Origin of the sequence: Treponema bryantii (assembly GCF_900113965.1) — a bacterium.
Classification (GTDB): Bacteria; Spirochaetota; Spirochaetia; order Treponematales; family Treponemataceae; genus Treponema_D; species Treponema_D bryantii_A.
On sequence record NZ_FORI01000001.1, the window covers coordinates 248,241 to 267,001 of the forward strand.

At 41.5% G+C, this 18,761-nt stretch carries 16 protein-coding genes; 12 read left to right on the forward strand and 4 right to left on the reverse strand.

The features are described 5' to 3' along the window. The first annotated feature begins 14 nt into the window (after positions 1–14). The 3 genes from BM161_RS01110 (at position 15) to BM161_RS01120 (ending at position 3,855) form a co-directional block, all read left to right on the forward strand. Positions 15–995 (forward strand): diaminopimelate dehydrogenase, encoded by a 981-nt coding sequence (locus BM161_RS01110; RefSeq protein ID WP_074929838.1) that lies wholly within the window; start codon positions 15–17, stop codon positions 993–995. Between the two features lie 105 nt (positions 996–1,100). Next, entirely contained in the window at positions 1,101–2,342 is a 1,242-nt protein-coding gene (lysA, locus tag BM161_RS01115) for a diaminopimelate decarboxylase (protein WP_074929839.1), read from the forward strand. A 184-nt stretch (positions 2,343–2,526) separates the two neighbouring features. Then, the gene (locus tag BM161_RS01120) at positions 2,527–3,855 is read left to right on the forward strand and encodes an MATE family efflux transporter (protein ID WP_074929840.1); all 1,329 of its coding nucleotides are present in this window, start codon (positions 2,527–2,529) and stop codon (positions 3,853–3,855) included. Here the strand turns inward: BM161_RS01120 and BM161_RS01125 are convergent. Continuing rightward, complete coding sequence (locus BM161_RS01125) at positions 3,833–4,372, reverse strand: hypothetical protein (protein WP_074929841.1); 540 nt, start codon at positions 4,370–4,372, stop codon at positions 3,833–3,835. The two genes, BM161_RS01120 and BM161_RS01125, sit on opposite strands and share 23 nt — an antisense overlap. Positions 4,373–4,536: 164 nt before the next feature. Here BM161_RS01125 and BM161_RS01130 point away from each other — a divergent pair, with 164 nt between their 5' ends. From BM161_RS01130 to BM161_RS01165, 8 genes are all read left to right on the forward strand, one after another. Next, entirely contained in the window at positions 4,537–5,646 is a 1,110-nt protein-coding gene (locus tag BM161_RS01130; RefSeq protein WP_074929842.1) for a BMP family lipoprotein, read from the forward strand. A gap of 171 nt (positions 5,647–5,817) precedes the next feature. After that, a complete protein-coding gene (locus BM161_RS01135; RefSeq protein WP_074929843.1) occupies positions 5,818–7,392 on the forward strand; it encodes an ABC transporter ATP-binding protein in 1,575 nt (524 codons plus the stop codon). Then, positions 7,385–8,533 carry an ABC transporter permease gene (locus BM161_RS01140; protein WP_074929844.1) on the forward strand — a complete coding sequence of 383 codons (1,149 nt, stop codon included), beginning with the start codon at positions 7,385–7,387 and terminating at the stop codon, positions 8,531–8,533. The genes BM161_RS01135 and BM161_RS01140 overlap by 8 nt, the downstream gene beginning before the upstream one ends. Before the next feature lie 2 nt (positions 8,534–8,535). Beyond that, positions 8,536–9,462 carry an ABC transporter permease gene (locus tag BM161_RS01145; protein WP_218150235.1) on the forward strand — a complete coding sequence of 309 codons (927 nt, stop codon included), beginning with the start codon at positions 8,536–8,538 and terminating at the stop codon, positions 9,460–9,462. 165 nt (positions 9,463–9,627) lie between these two features. Then, positions 9,628–10,233: a biotin transporter BioY gene (locus BM161_RS01150; protein ID WP_074929846.1), complete on the forward strand. Its 606-nt coding sequence runs from the start codon at positions 9,628–9,630 to the stop codon at positions 10,231–10,233. Continuing rightward, entirely contained in the window at positions 10,211–10,975 is a 765-nt protein-coding gene (locus tag BM161_RS01155) for an energy-coupling factor ABC transporter ATP-binding protein (RefSeq protein WP_074929847.1), read from the forward strand. The genes BM161_RS01150 and BM161_RS01155 overlap by 23 nt, the downstream gene beginning before the upstream one ends. 289 nt (positions 10,976–11,264) lie before the next feature. Next, on the forward strand, positions 11,265–11,762 hold the full coding sequence (locus BM161_RS01160) for a hypothetical protein (protein ID WP_074929848.1): 498 nt from the start codon (positions 11,265–11,267) through the stop codon (positions 11,760–11,762). Positions 11,763–11,880: 118 nt separating this feature from the next. Continuing rightward, on the forward strand, positions 11,881–14,013 hold the full coding sequence (locus BM161_RS01165; protein WP_074929849.1) for a glycoside hydrolase family 5 protein: 2,133 nt from the start codon (positions 11,881–11,883) through the stop codon (positions 14,011–14,013). Positions 14,014–14,054: 41 nt separating this feature from the next. Here BM161_RS01165 and BM161_RS01170 read toward each other — a convergent pair whose 3' ends face one another. Together BM161_RS01170 and BM161_RS01175 are read right to left on the reverse strand one after the other, a co-directional pair. Further along, complete coding sequence (locus BM161_RS01170) at positions 14,055–14,723, reverse strand: helix-turn-helix domain-containing protein (RefSeq protein WP_074929850.1); 669 nt, start codon at positions 14,721–14,723, stop codon at positions 14,055–14,057. Next, a complete protein-coding gene (locus tag BM161_RS01175) occupies positions 14,701–15,378 on the reverse strand; it encodes a DUF3990 domain-containing protein (RefSeq protein WP_074929851.1) in 678 nt (225 codons plus the stop codon). Before BM161_RS01175 ends, BM161_RS01170 begins: the two co-directional genes overlap by 23 nt. Positions 15,379–15,524: 146 nt before the next feature. Here BM161_RS01175 and BM161_RS01180 point away from each other — a divergent pair, with 146 nt between their 5' ends. After that, positions 15,525–17,645, forward strand: coding sequence for a glycoside hydrolase family 5 protein (locus tag BM161_RS01180; protein ID WP_074929852.1), 2,121 nt, complete (start codon positions 15,525–15,527; stop codon positions 17,643–17,645). A gap of 2 nt (positions 17,646–17,647) precedes the next feature. Here the strand turns inward: BM161_RS01180 and BM161_RS01185 are convergent, their stop codons facing one another. Then, positions 17,648–18,760: a biotin--[acetyl-CoA-carboxylase] ligase gene (locus BM161_RS01185; RefSeq protein WP_083425622.1), complete on the reverse strand. Its 1,113-nt coding sequence runs from the start codon at positions 18,758–18,760 to the stop codon at positions 17,648–17,650. Between the last annotated feature and the right edge of the window lies 1 nt (position 18,761).

Genomic DNA, 18,761 nt, shown 5'->3' on the forward strand with positions numbered 1-18,761 from the left:
CAAGTGAGGTATTTATGAAAATCGGTATTTTAGGTTATGGTAACCTTGGTAGAGGTGTTGAGGCTGCAGTAAAGCAGAATCCAGATTGTGAATTGACTGCTGTATTCACACGTCGTGATCCTTCAACTGTAAAAATCCTGACTGAAGGTGTTCCTGTTTATAACGTTTCTGATGTTGAAAAACACAAGGACGAAGTTGATGTTCTTATCATCTGTGGTGGTTCTGCAACAGACCTTCCAAAACAGACTCCTGAATATGCTAAATATTTCAATGTAATTGATAGTTTTGATACACACGCAAAAATCCCAGAACACTTTGCAAATGTAGACAAAGTTGCAAAGGACTTTAAGCATACAGCACTTATCAGCTGTGGTTGGGACCCGGGACTTTTCAGCTTGAACCGTCTTTATGCTAACTGCATTCTTCCAAACGGAAAGGATTACACTTTCTGGGGCAAGGGAGTTTCACAGGGACACTCAGATGCTATCCGCCGCATTGAAGGTGTAAAGGATGGCAAGCAGTACACAATTCCAGTACAGGCTGCTTTGGATGCAGTTCGTTCTGGAAGCAATCCAGATTTGACTACTCGCCAGAAGCATACTCGTGAATGTTTTGTTGTAGCAGAAGAAGGAGCTGATAAGGCTCGCATTGAAAAAGAAATCAAAGAGATGCCAAACTACTTTGCTGATTACGACACAACAGTTCACTTCATCAGCGAAGAAGAATTGAAGAAGAACCACTCTGGTATTCCACACGGTGGCTTTGTAATCCGTTCTGGAAAAACTGGCTGGGACAACGAATTCAACAACGTAATTGAGTACAGCCTCAAGCTCGACTCAAACCCTGCATTTACTTCAAGTGTTCTCGTTGCTTACGCCCGCGCAGTTTACAGAATGAACAAGGAAGGCCAGACAGGCTGTAAGACAGTATTTGATGTTGCACCAGCTTACCTGAGCCCACTGAGCGGTGAAGAGATTAGAGCTCATCTGTTGTAGTAAAAGATCATCGTCATTGCGAGGAGCCCGCCAGGGCGACGTGGCAATCTATGTAGCATGGATTGCTTCGCTACGCTCGCAATGACGGCTAATTAAGGAAGAACTATGAATTCATTTATAGAACAATCAAACTTTTTCGAGGGCAATGACCCGGAAAAGCTTGCTCAGGAGTTTGGTACTCCATTATACGTTTACAACGAGAACATTCTCCGTAACCGTATGGACGCTGTAGCTAAGGTAATTACAAAGTATAAGTACACTGCAAACTATTCTGTAAAGGCAAATACAAACATTCACATCCTTAAGCTTGCTCTTGAAGAAGGCAACAACTGTGATGCTATGAGTGTTGGAGAAATCCAGATGCTGCTTAAGGCAGGCTTCCCAACCGACCGCATTTTCTTTGTTCCAAACAATGTAAGTGCAGAAGAAATGCAGTTTGCAATTGATAACGGAATTATGACAAGCTGTGACTCACTTGCTCAGCTCGAACTTTACGGCTCGTTGAATAAGGGCGGTAAGGTTGCAGTGCGCATCAATCCTGGTGTTGGTGCTGGTCATCATGAAAAGGTTGTTACCGGCGGTAAGAAAACTAAGTTTGGAATTTCTGAAGAGTTCATTCCTCAGATTTTTGAAATTGCCAAGAAGTATGATTTGACTATTGCTGGAATCAACCAGCACATTGGTTCACTCTTTATGGACCCTCAGCCTTACCTCGATGCAGTTACAAACCTGCTTCGCATTGCACTTCAGTTTAAGGATCTTGAATTTGTTGATTTCGGCGGTGGTTATGGTATTCCATATCACAAGCTGGATGACGAAGCTGTTTTCCCAATGGAAGATTTTAAGAAGCGTCTTGAACCGATTCTCGATGACTTTGTTGCAAAATATGGAAAGCCTGTTCTGTTCAAGTCTGAGCCAGGACGTTTCTGTGTTGCAGAAGGCAGCGTAATTCTTGGCCGAGTTCATGCAGTAAAACACAACAACGGAAAAACTTTTGCCGGAACAGATATCGGTATGAACGTGCTTGTTCGTCCAAGTATGTACGACAGCTGGCACGACATTGAAGTTATCCGCGATGGAAAAGTTGTTGCACGCGACAATCTGATGGAACAGACAGTAACTGGAAATATCTGCGAAAGTGGTGACCTTCTTGCTAAGGACCGCCAGCTTCCTGAAATGCAGCGTGGCGACCTTGCCTGTGTTCTCGATACTGGAGCTTATGGTTGGAGCATGTGTTCAACCTACAACAGCCGCCCACGTCCTGCAGAAGTTCTCATCTGCAAAGATGGCAGCGTAAAGCTTATCCGCCGTCGCGAGACCATTGAAGATTTAATGCGCTTGTTCTAAACTACGTCATTGCGAGCGAAGCGAAGCAATCCATGCTACATAGATTGAGGCTTGATAATACAATTTCAAGCCTCAAAACGAATGAGTCAAGGCTTTAAGCGAAGCGTGCCTTGACCATTCGTATTGCCACGTCGCCCTGTCGGGCTCCTCGCAATGACGTGAATTTTTCATTATAATAATCCTTATGACAAAAAATCTAACCGAGGGATCAATCCTCAAAAACATCGTCGTTTTTTCTTTACCATATCTTCTTTCATATTTTTTACAGACTCTTTACGGCATGGCAGACCTTTTTCTTGCCGGCCAGTTTAATGGCGCTGACGTAATTTCTGCGGTGTCCATCGGAAGTCAGGTAATGCACATGTTCACGGTAATTATCGTTGGACTTGCGATGGGCGGTACAGTTTTGATTGGACAGGCAGTTGGTGCCAAAGACTCAAAACGTACTTCTAAAATCATTGGTAATACAGTTACTTTCTTCCTGATTTTTTCAGCTGTCGTTACCGTAATTCTTCTATTTGCTTGCCGTGGAATCGTAAATCTTATTCAGACTCCACCGGAAAGCCTTGAGCAGACAATCCTTTACCTTCGAATCTGTTTTATCGGAATTCCATTTATTGTTGCCTATAATGTAATTGCTTCGATTTTCCGAGGCATGGGCGACTCAAAAAGCCCGATGATTTTTGTAATCATCGCCTGTACTCTCAATATTATTCTTGATTATATTTTTATGGGCGTGCTTGGCATGAAGGCTGAAGGTGCTGCAATTGCCACAGTAATTGCTCAGGCAGTGAGCGTCATCATCAGTTTGATTGCGATTGTCCGCTCAAAATCTCTGCGTCTTACAAAAGAAGATTTCAAGCTCCAGCAGGAAGCGCTCGGTGCAATCTTAAAAATTGGTGTACCGGTTGCCTGCCAGGACGGCTTTATTCAGATTTCTTTTATGGTAATTACCGTAATTGCAAACCGTCGCGGTGTTGATGTTGCGGCTGCAGTCGGCATTGTAGAAAAAATTATCTGCTTCCTGTTCCTTATTCCTTCGAGCATGCTTTCAAGCATCAGCGCGATCGCGGCCCAGAATATCGGAGCAGGATACCACGACCGCGCGCGCCACACCCTCTACGCCGGCACCGCCATCGCAGTTGGAATCGGCGCGGTTTTTGCCGTTGCCTTCCAGTTTATCTCGTACCCGGTAATTAAACTTTTCACCCGCGAAGAAATTGTCGTAGTCCTTGGCACCCAGTATCTTAAATCCTACGTAACCGACTGTGTACTCGCAGCCATTCACTTCTGTTTCAGCGGCTACTTCTGTGCAATGGGAAAATCAATCATCTCGTTCATTCACAACGTAATTTCGATTATCGCCATAAGAATCCCAGGCGCCTGGCTCGCTTCAAAGCTCTGGCCGGAAACCCTCTTCCCAATGGGCTGCGCCGCACCACTCGGAAGTCTTCTCTCAGCACTTATCTGCGTTGGAGCATTTCTCTGGCTTAGAAAGAAAAAGCCTGCATAATTTCTTTTTCGAACGAGGTTGGCTGCCAGAGGTCCAGGTCTGTAAACTCAAGGGCAACAGAGCCGTTAGAGTCTTCGGTAATCTCTGGCACAAACTGAGCATCATTTTTAGTTGTAAGAAACCACAAACGCAGAAGGGCAAAACGGGGATTTCCTTCTGCGGTGTATTCTGATTTGTGGCACAGAGGACTTGTAAGAGCAAAGCTTTTCAGATGAGTCTGTCTATCACCAGATTTTTCATTCAAATCTTTTATCTGACAAAACAAATCATAAGCCTTCATTAAATCTTCTTCATCTTTTTCTATATACTGAGTTTTTGGCAAAATGAATTCCTGAAACTGTGTACGAAGCAAAGACCGCTTTTCTTCTTCCTGCTGATTAATGTGATTCTGAAGTCGTGTAAGTTTTTGAGATTCTGAATCTTCCTGTGGAATGCGGACACCGTTGTGCTGTGAAAATTCTTCCAGTTTCTGTGTAAAGTCCTGGAGAGTCTGTAAAATAGATTTCTTTTCTGCCATAGGGAAATTTTATATCTAATTAATTAAAAGTCAAATTTATAATTATGGTTTCGATTCGCCCTTCGGGCTACTCAACCATCGTGAGGAATAGTATTTTTTAGTAGATACTTATAATGCAATGTTTTATAATAGTGGCACTATCATTTATTTGGAGGAAATACTAAATGAAAAAGCTTATTGCTATTGCAATGATGATGGCACTTGTTTGCTCATCTACTTTTGCTGCTAAGGCAAAGAAGGCAAAAAAGTCTTCTATCAAAATCGCTATGGTAACTGACTCTGGAGATATTACAGACCAGTCATTCAATCAGACAACTTACCAGGCTTGTAAAGATTACGCAGAAGCTAACGGACTTGAGTTTCAGTACTACAAACCAGCTGGAGATTCAAACGCAGACCGCGTTGCTTCAATCGATGCTGCTTATCAGGATGGTTACAATGTAATCGTTCTCCCAGGTTATCTTTTTGGTGAAGCAATCGGAAAGGTAGCTAAAGATTATGATGATGCAAAATTCATCGGACTTGATATTGGTGAAGGCGACCTCGGTGGTATTGCTGTTCCAGCTAACGTATTCTGTGCAGTTTATCAGGAAGAGATTCCTGGATTCTTCGCAGGTTATGCTGCAGTAAAAGAAGGATATCGTCACCTTGGATTCCTCGGTGGTATGGCTGTTCCAGCTGTAGTTCGCTACGGATACGGATTCGTTCAGGGTGCTAACAAGGCTGCTGAAGAACTCAAGATTGCTGACAAAGTAACAATCGAATATGTATACGGTGGACAGTTCTACGGTGACCAGACAATCACAGCTTCTATGGACGCTTGGTACAAGAACCGTGGTGTAGAAGTTGTATTCGCTTGTGGTGGAGCTATCTGGTCTTCTGCTTGTGAAGCTGCTGCAAAAGTTGGTGGAAAGGTAATTGGTGTAGACGTTGATCAGACTGCACAGATTAACAAGTATGCTGACGGTATGTGTGTAACTTCTGCTATGAAGGGTCTTTCTGCAACAGTAAACGCTGCTCTTTCTGCTGTTCAGGCTGGAAAGTGGGACGAATACTCTGGAAAGATTGCTAACCTCGGTCTCGTTTCAGGATCAGATCTTTCTGTAAACTACGTTGGACTTCCTACAGACACTTGGGCTATGAAGAACTTCTCTGTAAATGATTACAAGAAACTCGTAAAAGATGTATTCGGTAAGAAAGTTACAGTTTCTAACTCAATCGACAAGGCTCCAGCTACAACTGTAAAGGTAAATTATTATCAGAATATTAAGTAATTTACCGTCATTGCGAGGAGCATAGCGACGAAGCAATCTACAATGGATTGCCACGCACTTCGTGCTCGCAATGACGACGATTATAGTTCTTGATAAAAGCGTGAACTCCAAATCCGGTGTTCACGCTTTTTTTGTTTAAACCCATGCGAATTTAGTATATAATTCTCTCTTATGAGTGAAGAATACATCATTGAAATGCTTAATATCACTAAGCGTTTCCCCGGAATTATTGCGAATGACAATATCACCCTTCAGCTCAAAAAAGGCGAAATCCATGCGCTTTTGGGCGAGAACGGAGCTGGTAAGTCTACGCTTATGAGCGTTCTTTTCGGTCTTTATCAGCCGGAAGAAGGTGAGATTCATAAGAACGGAAAAAAGGTAGAAATCAAAAATCCTAATGATGCTACGGCTCTTGGAATTGGAATGGTGCATCAGCACTTTAAGCTCGTAGAAGTTTTTACCGTTCTTGATAACATTATTTTAGGCAGCGAAACAGTAAAGCATGGTTTTGTAGATCGCAAGGCTGCCAGAGAAAAAATCATCAATCTGAGTCAGAGGTACGGACTTGCCGTTGACCCGGATGCAAAAATCGAAGACATCACAGTTGGTATGCAGCAGCGCGTAGAGATTTTGAAAATGCTTTACCGCGATAATGAGATTCTGATTTTTGATGAGCCAACTGCTGTTCTGACTCCGCAGGAAATCAAAGAGCTTATGCAGATTATGAAGAACCTTGCGGCAGAAGGAAAATCAATCCTATTTATTACACACAAGCTCAACGAAATTATGGAAGTTTCAGACCGTTGTTCTGTTCTATGTAAAGGACGTTACATCGGTACTGTTGAGATTGCAAACACAAGCAAGGAAGAGCTCAGCCGCATGATGGTTGGACGTGACGTTAAGTTCACCGTAGACAAAGAGCCTGCTAAGCCTGGCGACGTTGTTCTTGATGTTCAGAACCTTTGTGTTGAAAGTCACGTTCATAAAAAGCTTGCCGTTCATAACGTTAGCCTTCAGGTTCGTGCCGGCGAAATCGTTTGTATTGCCGGTATCGACGGAAATGGACAGTCTGAGTTCATCCAGGGACTCACTGGTCTTGAACGCCTTGCTCCTCATTCTGAATCAAAAATCCTTCTTGGCGGAGTTGATATCACAAAGAAATCTATCCGCGAAAGAAGTAAGGCTGGTATGAGCCACGTTCCGGAAGACCGTCACAAGCATGGTCTTGTTCTTGATTATACTCTTGAACAGAACATGGTGCTTCAGCGTTACTGGGAACCACAGTTCCAGAAAAATCAGTTTATAAAGAAAAAGGAAGTTTCTGCTTATTCACAGGAGCTTATTGATAAATATGATGTTCGTAGCGGACAGGGTAATAAAACTATTGCCCGCGCAATGTCCGGCGGAAATCAGCAGAAGGCAATTGTTGGCCGCGAGCTCGATAAAGAGCACAGCCTTTTGATTGCTGTTCAGCCAACCCGTGGTCTTGATGTTGGTGCCATTGAATATCTTCATAAGGCAATTATTGCAGACCGAGATGCCGGCGCCGCTGTTCTTCTTGTTTCTTATGAACTTGAAGAAGTTTTGAATCTTAGCGACAGAATCCTTGTAATGTATGAAGGTGAGATTGTCGGGGAGCTTGATCCAAAACAGACAACACCGGAAGAGCTCGGTCTTTACATGGCCGGTGCTAAACGCAACGTAGGCGGCCAGGGTGCTGCCGGTGGGGAGGCAAAAGATGAGTAATAAATTTAAGACAGCCCTTGCTTCTGATACTTGTAAATCAATTCTTTCTGCTGTAATTTGTGCGCTTCTTGGTATTCTTATTGGTTTTATCATCCTTTTGATTATCAATGCTGAACATGCGCCAAAGGCTATCAGCGTAATTTTGAAAAACTGGCTGTATTATAGAAATAACGGTAAAAAGCTTTACTACCTTGGTCAGACTCTAGTAAAGGCAGTGCCTCTTATTCTCTGTGGAATTGCAGTTTTGTTTGCATACAAATCTGGACTTTTCAACATTGGTGTTGCAGGTCAGTATTGTGTGGGCATTGGTATTTCACTCTGGTGTGCGCTTGCATGGCATTTGCCTTGGTTTCTTTGTGTGATTTTCGCTGTCGTGTGTGCTGCTTTGTGGGCTTGTATTGCGGGCCTCTTAAAAGCCTTCTGTAATGTAAACGAAGTTATTGCGGGAATCATGCTCAACTGGATTTCACTTTATCTCGTGAATGTTTTGATGCAGAACGAGCGTGTTATGAACGTTGGTAAATCTGAGACCTTCTCAATTACTGCAACTTCACCTCAGTCACTTTTGCCAACTCTTGGTCTTGGTAAACTCTTCCATGATAACGAATATGTTTCTATTGCAGTTCCTCTTACAATTCTTGTTGCAATTCTCATCAATATTCTTTTGAAAAAGACTGTACTCGGTTACGAGCTTCGTGCTACTGGTTTGAACAAACATGCTGCAAAGTATGCCGGTATGAAGGACAAGAAAAATCTGATTCTGACAATGGCAGTTTCAGGTGCTATTGCAGGTCTTGCTGCTTCGCTTTTCTATCTGACTGATATTCAGCCATGGAAGACAAGTTCAACTGTTCCTGCAATGGGCTTTAATGGAATTGCGGTTGCCTTCCTTGGTGAGCTGAATCCAATTGGTGTAATCTTCTCTGGTTACTTTATTCAGCATATCACTCAGGGCGGAAGTTTTATTGATACAAAATATTTCAACCCTCAGATTGCAGATTTGATTTCTTCTATTATCATTTATTCATGTGCGTTTATGTTCCTGTTTAAGACTCAGTTGTCTAAGCTGATTGAAGGAAAGAAAAAGGCTACGAAGTCTGTGAAGTCTGAAGCTGCCGGTGGCGAGGCTAAGAGAGGTTAATTATGTTATTGATTCAATATACTTTAATTTATGCGTCAGTTTTGATTTTCGTTGCGTTCGGCGGTATGTTCAGTGAACGCAGTGGTGTAATCAACCTCGGTCTTGAAGGAATTATGGTAATGGGTGCGCTTGGTGGTGCTTACGTGCTTTACGCACTTCCTGTTGGAACTCCGGGCTTTGTAATTATTCTGCTGACAATTCTTGCAAGTGTGATTTTCGGAATGCTTTATTCTTTGTTCCTCGCAGTTGCGGCAATTAATTTTAAGGCAGACCAGACTCTGGTTGGAACGGCTATGAACATGCTTGCTACAGCCGCTGCGATTGTTATTGTTAAGTCGTTTAATAATGCGAGATCGGGAGGTACAAACCCTTCTGCAATTCTGGACTATATTGAAAACAGAAAGGTTTTCCTGCTTGGCGATTTCAATATTTACATGATTCTTACAGTGATTCTTGTAGCTGTAGCGTATGTGGTTTTGAAAAAGACCCGTTTTGGTTTAAGACTGATGGCATGTGGTGAACATCCTCAGGCTGCAGACAGTGTTGGTATTAACGTTTACAAGATGCGCTACGCAGGTGTTCTGATTTCAGGCTTCTGCGGTGGAATTGGTGGAATCATCTATATTTCTGCTGCTAACTCACAGTGGGACTTTATGTACGGTGTTGCCGGTGCGGGCTTCCTTGCGCTTGCCGTTATGATTTTCGGTCAGTGGAATCCGCTTCGTATTGCTGCTAGTGCTTTGCTGTTCGGTGCTTTCCGTGCCGTTGCAGATACATATTCTGCTTTCGATGCACTGATTCATCTTGTACCTGGTGATGTTTACAAGATGCTGCCATACATTATTTCCCTTGTAGTTCTTGCATTTACTTCAAAGAAATCCCGCGCGCCAAAGGCCGAGGGTATTCCTTACGATAAGGGAACACGATAAGGCTTCTCTTACTTCTTCGTCATTGCGAGGAACGAAGCGACGAAGCAATCTATTAATATGGATTGCTTCGCTTCGCTCGCAATGACGAAAGTATAAAAAGGCTATTGTAAACCTATATTTAATTACAGGTTTACAATAGCCTTTTTATTTGTTATAGTCTCTCCTATGAAAAATAAGAATGTATTAAAAATCTCTTTCATCGCTCTTTTTGCAGCGATTATTTGTGTTGGTTGTTTTATCAGAATTCCTCTTGGGGTTATTCCGATTGTTTTGCAGAATGTGCTCTGCATTTTGTGTGGTGTGCTTTTGGGTGGCCTGCTTGCGGGTGCTCCAACTGCTTTGTTTTTGCTGGCTGGTTTGATTGGTCTTCCGGTTTATTCGGGCGGAACTAGCGGCCTTGCAGTATGGATGGGACCAACCGGCGGATTTTTGCCAGGCTATCTACTTGGTGCTCTTGTGGCTGGTTTTATTGCAGGTAAGCCTTCTGTTGAGCAGAAAAAAATCACCTGGAAAAATGCCCTTCGCGTGAGTCTTGCAATTCTGGCCGGTATGGTGATATTGTACATTCCGGGCGTAATCAGATTTTCTTTCTGGGCTAATGCTGCCGGTAAGGTTCCTGCAGATAAGACTGCCTTTGCTTATACAATGGCTGCCTGTGTAATTCCTTACATTCCGGGTGACCTTTTGAAAACTGTGGTAGCAATTCCTGTAGCCCTCAAGCTGCGTCCAATTCTTGCACAGTATTTATATGAAAACACAGATAAAGATTAATCATTTATCAAAAACTTTTAATACTCTTGCCGGGCCTAAAAAAGCCCTTGATGATGTAAGCCTTGAAATTGCTGAAGGCGAGTGTGTCGTGATTGGCGGTGAAAACGGATCGGGCAAGAGTGTACTTATGCAGATTATTGCGGGCTTGATGGATGGTGATAATCACACGGTGGTTGAGCCTGTCGAAACCACCATGAAATTTTCTTCAGTATTTGTTGATGGCCGTGTCGGACTTGTCTTCCAGGAAGCCGAAACTCAAATCCTCGGCGAAACCCCGGCAGAAGACATCGCCTTTGGTCCAAAGAACTTAGGCTGGAAAAAAGAAGAAGTTCAGGAAGCAGTGCGCGAGGCACTGGAGCAGACAGGACTCACAGACAAGGCTGATTTTCCAGCCCGCTTTTTGTCAGGCGGAGAAAAGCGCCGCCTGGCTGTTGCCTGTATGCTTGCCATGAAGCTTCCGACAATCATTCTTGATGAACCTTATGCGAACCTTGATTTTGGCGGCGTAAAGCAGATGAATAAACTTATCCGCCAGCTCAAGGCAGAAGGTAAAACCGTAATAATACTTACCCACGAAATTGAAAAATGCCTGGGCCTTGCAGACCGCTTTGTGGTTCTCTTCCGGGGAAAAAAGGTTTTTGATGGCACTTCTGGAATAGGCCTGCGCCATAACCTGGAGGCCTGGAATATAAGAAATCCGCTGGTTTCTTATAGTAAGGTTGAAGATTTAATCTGGGAGTAAAAGATAATACACCGGTGGTTGAGTAGCCCGAAGGGCGTATCGAAACCACATTACATTTATGACACAAAACACAGCATTTTCCTACAAACAAGGATCCTCTTTCTTACATCGCTGTCCGGCCTGGGTAAAGATACTTATTCTTCCTCTTATCAGTCTTAGTATTTTTTATCTGTCGCCATATTTTGCCCTGGTCCTAATTGCCTTACAAACGTTAGTTAGTTTTCTTTTGCACTTTACTGTACGAGAGCAGGCCAGAGATTTAAAGGCAGTTTTTTACTATGCAGTATTTTTGATATTTGTAAAAATAATCGGAAATCTGGCGGCTGCGATTTCTGATGGAACCCTGTCCGCCTTTGAACTTGCATCTTTTCCACAGACTGTTCTTGCTTTTTTAATTTCCGAAAAAGAAACCTGGCTTCTTTTACTTAAACTCTTCTGTGTAATACAGACAGCTTCTTTAATTTTCAAAACATCTACTTCCCTTCAAATTCGCGAAGGGCTGGAAGTTATGGAATTAGCTGTGCGCAGGACTTTACATCTGAAGCCGCTTGTTGACGGCCGGCCTAACGCTCCTGTAGCCCAGGCAGTTTCTCTTTTCATCTGCTTTATTCCACAGGTTTCAAAAAACTGGCAGCAGGCAGAACGCGCCTGGAAAGCCCGCGGTGGCCGCAAGTCACTTCGAATGTTTATAGTTCTTCTTCCGGTCTTCTTTTCAGTAGGAATGAAACAGGCTTATAATTCAGCCAGAGCGATTTCGGTACGAACTATAATTCCTGAACATAATTAATCTGGTTTTCACAAAATCCTGAAATTGTGAGTTTTACTCTGTATTTTTTTCTATACTCGGGTTTATAATTAAACTAATAGAGAAAAATATCAGCAGACGGATTCACTCAGGGGGAATTATGAAAACTACTACACAAGCGACGAAAAGGGGCGGGTATAAGTCTTTCCACCATTTAAGAAAACTTTTTATCCTGCTGACATTAACCTGCCTGGCATGCTCAGCCTTTGCTCAGAATGTAAAAGCTTACACTGTTGATTTGAACCAGTTTCCATCTTCGAATGATCAAAAAACAGTTACCTATAATAAAGCCACAAAGACATTTACCATCAAAGGAGATCCGAAAGACTGGAATGGAATTGGAATCTGGCTTTATGGTGTATTAGATATTTCTGACTATAATATTGTAAGAATAAAATACAGAACTTTAGGTGATTGCGGTTTTAGGTTTTCCCTAGACTATGAAGACGATGCAATAGTCTGGCAAGATGAAGATAATTATTGTCCGTCGTATCTTACAGAAATGGTAATTCCACTTATTCCGGGCCAGACAAAAGTGAAAAAAATTACTTTTGCCAATGCATGGAGTATTGGTTATGAACAGTTTATCGTAGAATCAATAACTTTCGAAAAGGTTTCAAATCCAATAAGGACAGATATTCATGCAAGCGATGAGCCTCCAGTGATTGATACTGCTTCAACTGGAAAGTTTGATGAAAAAATCAGCGCCTGGGATTTTGTTCAGAAACTTGGAGCCGGATATAATTATCATGCGTTTATGGCCATGTCTCCTGAAGCGGATTATGGAATGGAAGCATTTTATACTTGGGGATTTTCAAGGCCAACAAAAGATGCAGTTCTTTTGTTCAAGAATGCAGGCTTTAAAACCCTTAGACTCCAGACCTCCCCGCAGGTTCATATGCTCGATGAAAACTACACAATCGATCCACGATTTATAAAGGCACTTAAGCAGTTTGTTGACTGGGCTATTGAAGAAGATATGTATGTTATTATCTGTGGTCCTCATGATGAGGATATGAACAAGGAATTATACAAGAAGAAATATGAAAACGATATACATTATGCAGGATACAATGTTAGCGAAGAATACAAAGACAAGTCAGAAAAATTTCTAACTGCAATGTGGAAACAGTATGCTCAGGCCTTCAATAATTCTTATGACGAGCATTTGATGTTTGAATTACTTAATGAACCGATGGATTGTTTTCATGAGCATAATTTTGGTGGGGAAAAAACAAATTGTGCAGTTTGTAAGAAAAACTATGCGCTTATGAATGAGTATAATCAGCTGATGGTCGATGCAATCCGCTCAACTGGTGGCAATAATACAAAAAGATTTATTATACTTGGAGGTCTAAGTGAGGACTGGAAAAACATTACTAGCAATCTTTTCAAGATGCCAAAAGATAAAGTTAAAGACAGATTAATTCCAACCTTCCATATTTATCCTTTACACTTTACGGATGATCCGGCAAAGGGTGGTGGAATTAAACTTTATAAAGACAGTGTCAGGAAATCTATTGTAGAAATATTTGCTGTTCTGGACAAAGCGTTTTTTAAGAAACATATTCCGGTGATTCTGACAGAAACAAACGGCGGTCCTTTAACAAATCCGGTCTTAGAAAGAATAAACTGCATGAAAGATATGATGGCAGAGTCAACTAAAAAAGGGCGCTCATGTGCTATATGTGTTTATTGGGGAGAAGATTACAAAAATCACCGAGCTGATTTTGACCCATGGAATCTAAAGTGGAATGCCCAGCCGGAATATCTAAATACGATAATTTATGGAGCTCAGGGAAAAGAATATCCTCTCAGCGAAGAGTTCTTAAAGAAGAATGAAGTGATTGTTCCAAGCATTGTCGGAAAAAATCTTTTGATGGAGCCTTTCGAAATCAAAAATTGGGATGCGTCATATCGCATCGATCCGGAGCTTTTAGTCCGCTCGGTTCCTCCAAAGTATAAACTTGAATTTACAGTTGAAACTAAAGATTCAAATGCGCTTTTTCAAGTTGGATTTGGTGACAATAATGGAAACTGGCATGACCTTGTAAAAGAAAAGAATGTTTCCGTGAAGGGCGCTGCCATACAGGATGGCTGGTGCATCAAAGTAACAAACGAAGTCTTTACTATTAGCATAGACGAAAATCTTGCCGCAGCTCTGGAAGCCTCTAATGGCATTTTCTTGAATGGTGAAAACATCATCATAAAGTCGGTGAAGGTTTTGGAATAAACCACGAAAGCTGTCCGTGTCAAGCGCGGGAATGATATATGTTATTCTTCCTGTAAATTCAGCTCCATGACATCATAAAAATTACAATGCAGGGCCAGGGCTAAAGAATTAATTGCCCTGCCGCTGGCTTTGTTTATGTCCTTGGAGCCAATTTCATATTGCTGCAGTGTACGAAGGTTTACACCTGCCAGCCGGGAAAGTTCCTTTTGTGTGAGGCCGGCGGCCTTTCTGAGCTTGTGAAGGTTGGTGGTTTTTTCTGAATTTTTTTCCAGAATTATTGTATTCATAATATCAAGAAACTTTTCTTTTGGGGCTTCGTGAAGCGGGTTATACATATTTACAATCTGCGAAAAGTGAACATAGTCGCGGATTTTTGCAAAAGAAAGATTTGTCTCCCACTGATAGAAGGCAAGAATCCAGCCGGCCCAATATTCAGGTGTCCGGTCAAAACGTTCAAAAACTTTATCGGCTGAACCTGCAACTTCATAGCCAACCCGATCAAAAACAGAAAGGGCAAGCTCTGTTCCGGAACATCCGCATACAAAAACAGGAGAGCCTCTTTCAATTTCTCCTGCAACCTTTGAGGCAATAAAAAAATCATAAAAGGAATCGCAGGTGAGACCGCAGCCATTAACTGCAAAGTCAACTGCAAAACCAAGATTCTTCATCATGCCGGAGAGGAAAAATTTATCGTAAGCGCGGGTCGTCATTTTTTATGTCTCCTAAAATCAGGTCACGAATAAAGAGTCCCGAAATATCAGAATCTTCCAGCGTTTTTTTATATTCTGCCTTTGCTTTTTCCATTCGGACCAGGCGCAGGCTGTAATAGTTTTTTCCTTCGGCAATTTCGTAGTTTTTGAATTCAAGCTGATTAAAAGCTTTTTGACTTTTTAAAACAATCTGTTCTCCAAGCTTTCCTAACTTCATGGCTTTTTGAAGCTGCAAATAAGAAATCTGATTAGAAAGAAAAGCCTGTGCAAAAGAAAAATAAGAATCGTCAGCTCTATAGCCCTTAATTAAATCATAATCAGAAATATCAGGAAGAAAATTTGTTTTAAGATAAAAAGCCCCTTGCCTCATAATGGGTGTGTCCATATCAAATCGTCGGTTACAAATAAGAAGCGCAAGCCAGTGAAGCGTACAAAATTTTTCAGACTGCAAATCCAGAAGCCTAAGCCCATTAGTTTCAAGTTCATAAGAATTACAAAAACCGTCATCAAGAGTTGGGCAAGCCCATTCCTTTGCGAGCTCACTGTTTTGAGTACAGTAAAAGCCCTGCCCATAATCATTGTAGACTTTGCCATGTCCATAAAGAGGCTTTGAGAGAATCTTGTCTGATCCGTGATATAAGACTATCTTTGACATATTTAGAATATACTTCTATAGAAGTACTTTTGTCAAGAAATCACTAAGGTTTATTTTTCCTATCTGGTCTATAAATTCCATGCTATAATAAAACAGTGTCATTGTCGGGCGTGAGCCGGCAATCTATAAAACTTTTGGAGAGTTCTATGAAAACTACTGGACAATTGTGTGGATATAAACCTTTTCACCATTTAAGAAAACTTTTTATCCTGCTGACATTAACCTGCCTGGCATGCTCAGCCTTTGCGCAGAATGTAAAGCCCTATAAGGTTGATTTGAACAGTCTTCCTTCCGTAAATAACGATAAAACGGCAAGCTACGATAAAACAACAGGAATGTTCACGAATAAGGTAAATTATAATTTGCCGAACAACGGAGAGAGAGGTTTTTATCTCAAAAATGATAATAAAAATATTAGTGGCTATAACATTGTACGAATAAAATATAAGCCTCTTGATGGATATGGTTTTAATTTTACAATTGATTATGATGATGATAAATTAGACTGGTGGATTGAAAAAACATATTATTGTCCTTCCTATCTTACCGAAATGGTAATTCCTTTCAGAACAGAACAAAAAGCAATTCGAGGTTTTTATATTCAATCTATGCAGGATGCTCCAAGCGAAAGATTTATCATAGAGTCGATCACCCTTGAAAAAGTTGATAATCCAGTTCTTACAGATATTCATGGGAACGGTCTTCCGCCTGTAATTGATGCTCTTTCATCCGGAAGTTTCAATGATAAATTATCTGCCTGGGATTTTACGCTTAATCTGGGAGCCGGAATTAATTACTGGCCTTTTAATGCTTGGTCCGAAGGAAAGGATTTTGGTGCAGATATTATCCTGTGTCGTTGGACAAGAACAAGAAAAGAAGATATTCAGGCATTAAGAGAAAAAGGCTTTAAAACTATGAGGATACAAGTAAATCCATGCAATAATTTTTGTGATGATAAATATACTATAGATCCCCGTTTTATTACTGAATTAAAAAAACTTGTTGATATTGCCATAGAAGGAGATATGTATGTTATTATCGACGGCTTTTTCTGGCCTCTTCAATTAGATCCAAAATGGAGACAAGACATAGTAAAATACGAAGGAGTTCTTGTAAATGAAGAGTATAAAGAACCGGCAAAAAAAATACTTAAAGCTTTCTGGAGTCAAATTTCTGCAGCTTTTAACAATTCCTATGATGAGCATTTAATATTTGAACTTACAAATGAAATGGGGGATGATCTTCATCCGGAACATAATAACAGACCTAGACTTGACTGTCCTGTTTGTAAAAAAGATTTTGCAATTATGAATGAATATAATCAGCTGATGGTAGACACAATTAGAGCCAGCGGAGGAAACAATGCAAAACGATTTATAATGGTTGGAGGTATAGGCAACGGTCTTGCAAATATGTGTAACAAACTTTTTAAACTTCCAAAAGACAAAACAAAAGATAAGCTTATTCCGACCTATCATACATATCCAATTGGTGTAAATGATGCAAACGCAGCAAAATTATATTCGAATGGAATTAAAAAGAATCTGGAAGATGATTTTGCCTTGCTTGATAAATATTATTTTTCAAAGCACATTCCGGTTTATGTTTCAGAAACGGGAGGACAGCGTGCTACTCCAATATTGGAGAGAATAAACTTTATAAAAGATTTTCTTGCTCTTTGTAATAAAAAAGGTCGTGCCTGTACTACATCCTTCTTTCTTGATCCTGGACTAGGCCAGGGGGCCGAAGAAAAGGATATGGTTTATTATGATATAATTAATCATAACTGGGTAGATGAAGAATTTATAAACACCTATATTTACCAGGCTCAAGGAAAAGAATATCCTCTCAGCGAAGAGTTCTTAAAAAAGAATACGGTAATTGTTCCAAGTATCGTCGGAAAGAACATTTTGCCCGAGTCTGTCGAAATAAAAAATTGGGATGCGTCATGTCGCATCGATCCGGAGCTTTTAGTTCGCTCAGTTCCTCCAAAGTATAAGTTTGAATTTACGGTCGAATCAACAGGTTCAAATGCAATTCTTCAGGTTGGCTTTAGCGACAATAATGGAAACTGGCATGACCTTGTAAAAGAAAAAAATGTCGTTGTGAAGGGATCTACCATCCAGGATGGCTCGTGCATTAAAGTAACAAACGAAGTTTTTACCATCAGCATTGATGAAGAACTCGCCGTAAAACTGGAAGTCTCTCAAGGTATTTTCTTGAATGGTGAAAATATCATCATAAAATCTGTGAAGGTTGTGGAGTAGCCTTATTTTGCAAGGGAGCTTGATTTCAGTGTAACTTCGCCGGAACTCAGCGTTTTTTTGCTTCCATCTTTCAGAGTGACAATAAGGCCGGCGTTCTCGTCGATGTCGGTGGCGGTGGCTTTGTAACTTGATTTCTGGTCGCCGATGAGGGGGTAGACTGTGAGCTCCTGGCCAAGCAGGAAGGAAGCTTCTTTGTATTCTTTTATGATTGCTTTGTGGGCGGCCGGGCTTGAGGAATCTTCTTCGAAAATATTGAGAACCTGGCCGGCGATTTCTGCGGCAAGCTGGACTCGCGAAATTGAGGGAACCGGAACATCTGGAGAAGTCTGAGGAAGTGCATCCTCAAGAGTTCCCACAACATCAGCAAGTTCACCCTCAAAAGCAGTCTTATTCTTTTTAATATTTATTCCCATTCCAACAACAGCGGTTTCAATCATGCCGCTTTCAAAATTTGCGACACCCTCTGCAAGCACACCACAGACTTTTTTTCTGCCGACAAAAATGTCATTAATCCATTTGATTTGAGGCTCTATGTTGCAGGCCTCGGGAAACTGGCCCAGAACATTCTTAATAGCTCTGCAGATTGCAACTGCTGCGCTTGCAGTGAGTCTTGCGGGATTTGTAATTCCACCCTTAGGAGCGTAAATCACAGAAATGTAAATGCCGGTCTTTTCCGGGGAAACAAAAGTGCGGCCAAGACGGCCACGGCCGGCGGTTTGTTTTTCTGCAACAATTACAGCCTTGTGGTATTTTTTACCGGCTTTAGTTAGCTGACCGGAAGCGTCGCGAAGGTTTCCACATTCGGCAAGAAGTCGCTTTGCGTATGTATTTGTAGAATCAATTTCTTTAAAGCATTCTATATGACAATCAGGAAAATCTGGAAAACGGGAAGAAAAAGTTTCAGAAAAAAGTTCCGGGGTAAAAATATCATTGTCGGCCAGAACATAACCGCCATTTGTTGTGCCTTCAATTGTGCTGCCAGTTTCGCGTAAAGCCTTTACAGCTTTCCACACAGCGGCCCGGCTCACACCACACTCCGCCGCAAGTACCTCACCAGACACCGCCTGGCCCTGGGCCTCCACGAGCATTTTCAAAACTTTTTCCTTCGTAGTCATG

Bases quoted from the DNA above. Each gene is read 5' to 3' on its own strand.
- lysA (WP_074929839.1), top strand. From the start codon at position 1,101: ATGAATTCATTTATAGAACAATCAAACTTTTTCGAGGGCAATGACCCG.
- BM161_RS01130 (WP_074929842.1), top strand. From the start codon at position 4,537: ATGAAAAAGCTTATTGCTATTGCAATGATGATGGCACTTGTTTGCTCA.
- BM161_RS01145 (WP_218150235.1), top strand. From the start codon at position 8,536: ATGTTATTGATTCAATATACTTTAATTTATGCGTCAGTTTTGATTTTC.
- BM161_RS01185 (WP_083425622.1), bottom strand. From the start codon at position 18,760: ATGACTACGAAGGAAAAAGTTTTGAAAATGCTCGTGGAGGCCCAGGGC.
- BM161_RS01165 (WP_074929849.1), top strand. From the start codon at position 11,881: ATGAAAACTACTACACAAGCGACGAAAAGGGGCGGGTATAAGTCTTTC.
- BM161_RS01155 (WP_074929847.1), top strand. From the start codon at position 10,211: ATGAAAACACAGATAAAGATTAATCATTTATCAAAAACTTTTAATACT.
- BM161_RS01140 (WP_074929844.1), top strand. From the start codon at position 7,385: ATGAGTAATAAATTTAAGACAGCCCTTGCTTCTGATACTTGTAAATCA.
- BM161_RS01175 (WP_074929851.1), bottom strand. From the start codon at position 15,378: ATGTCAAAGATAGTCTTATATCACGGATCAGACAAGATTCTCTCAAAG.
- BM161_RS01180 (WP_074929852.1), top strand. From the start codon at position 15,525: ATGAAAACTACTGGACAATTGTGTGGATATAAACCTTTTCACCATTTA.
- BM161_RS01120 (WP_074929840.1), top strand. From the start codon at position 2,527: ATGACAAAAAATCTAACCGAGGGATCAATCCTCAAAAACATCGTCGTT.
- BM161_RS01135 (WP_074929843.1), top strand. From the start codon at position 5,818: ATGAGTGAAGAATACATCATTGAAATGCTTAATATCACTAAGCGTTTC.
- BM161_RS01110 (WP_074929838.1), top strand. From the start codon at position 15: ATGAAAATCGGTATTTTAGGTTATGGTAACCTTGGTAGAGGTGTTGAG.
- BM161_RS01125 (WP_074929841.1), bottom strand. From the start codon at position 4,372: ATGGCAGAAAAGAAATCTATTTTACAGACTCTCCAGGACTTTACACAG.
- BM161_RS01150 (WP_074929846.1), top strand. From the start codon at position 9,628: ATGAAAAATAAGAATGTATTAAAAATCTCTTTCATCGCTCTTTTTGCA.
- BM161_RS01170 (WP_074929850.1), bottom strand. From the start codon at position 14,723: ATGACGACCCGCGCTTACGATAAATTTTTCCTCTCCGGCATGATGAAG.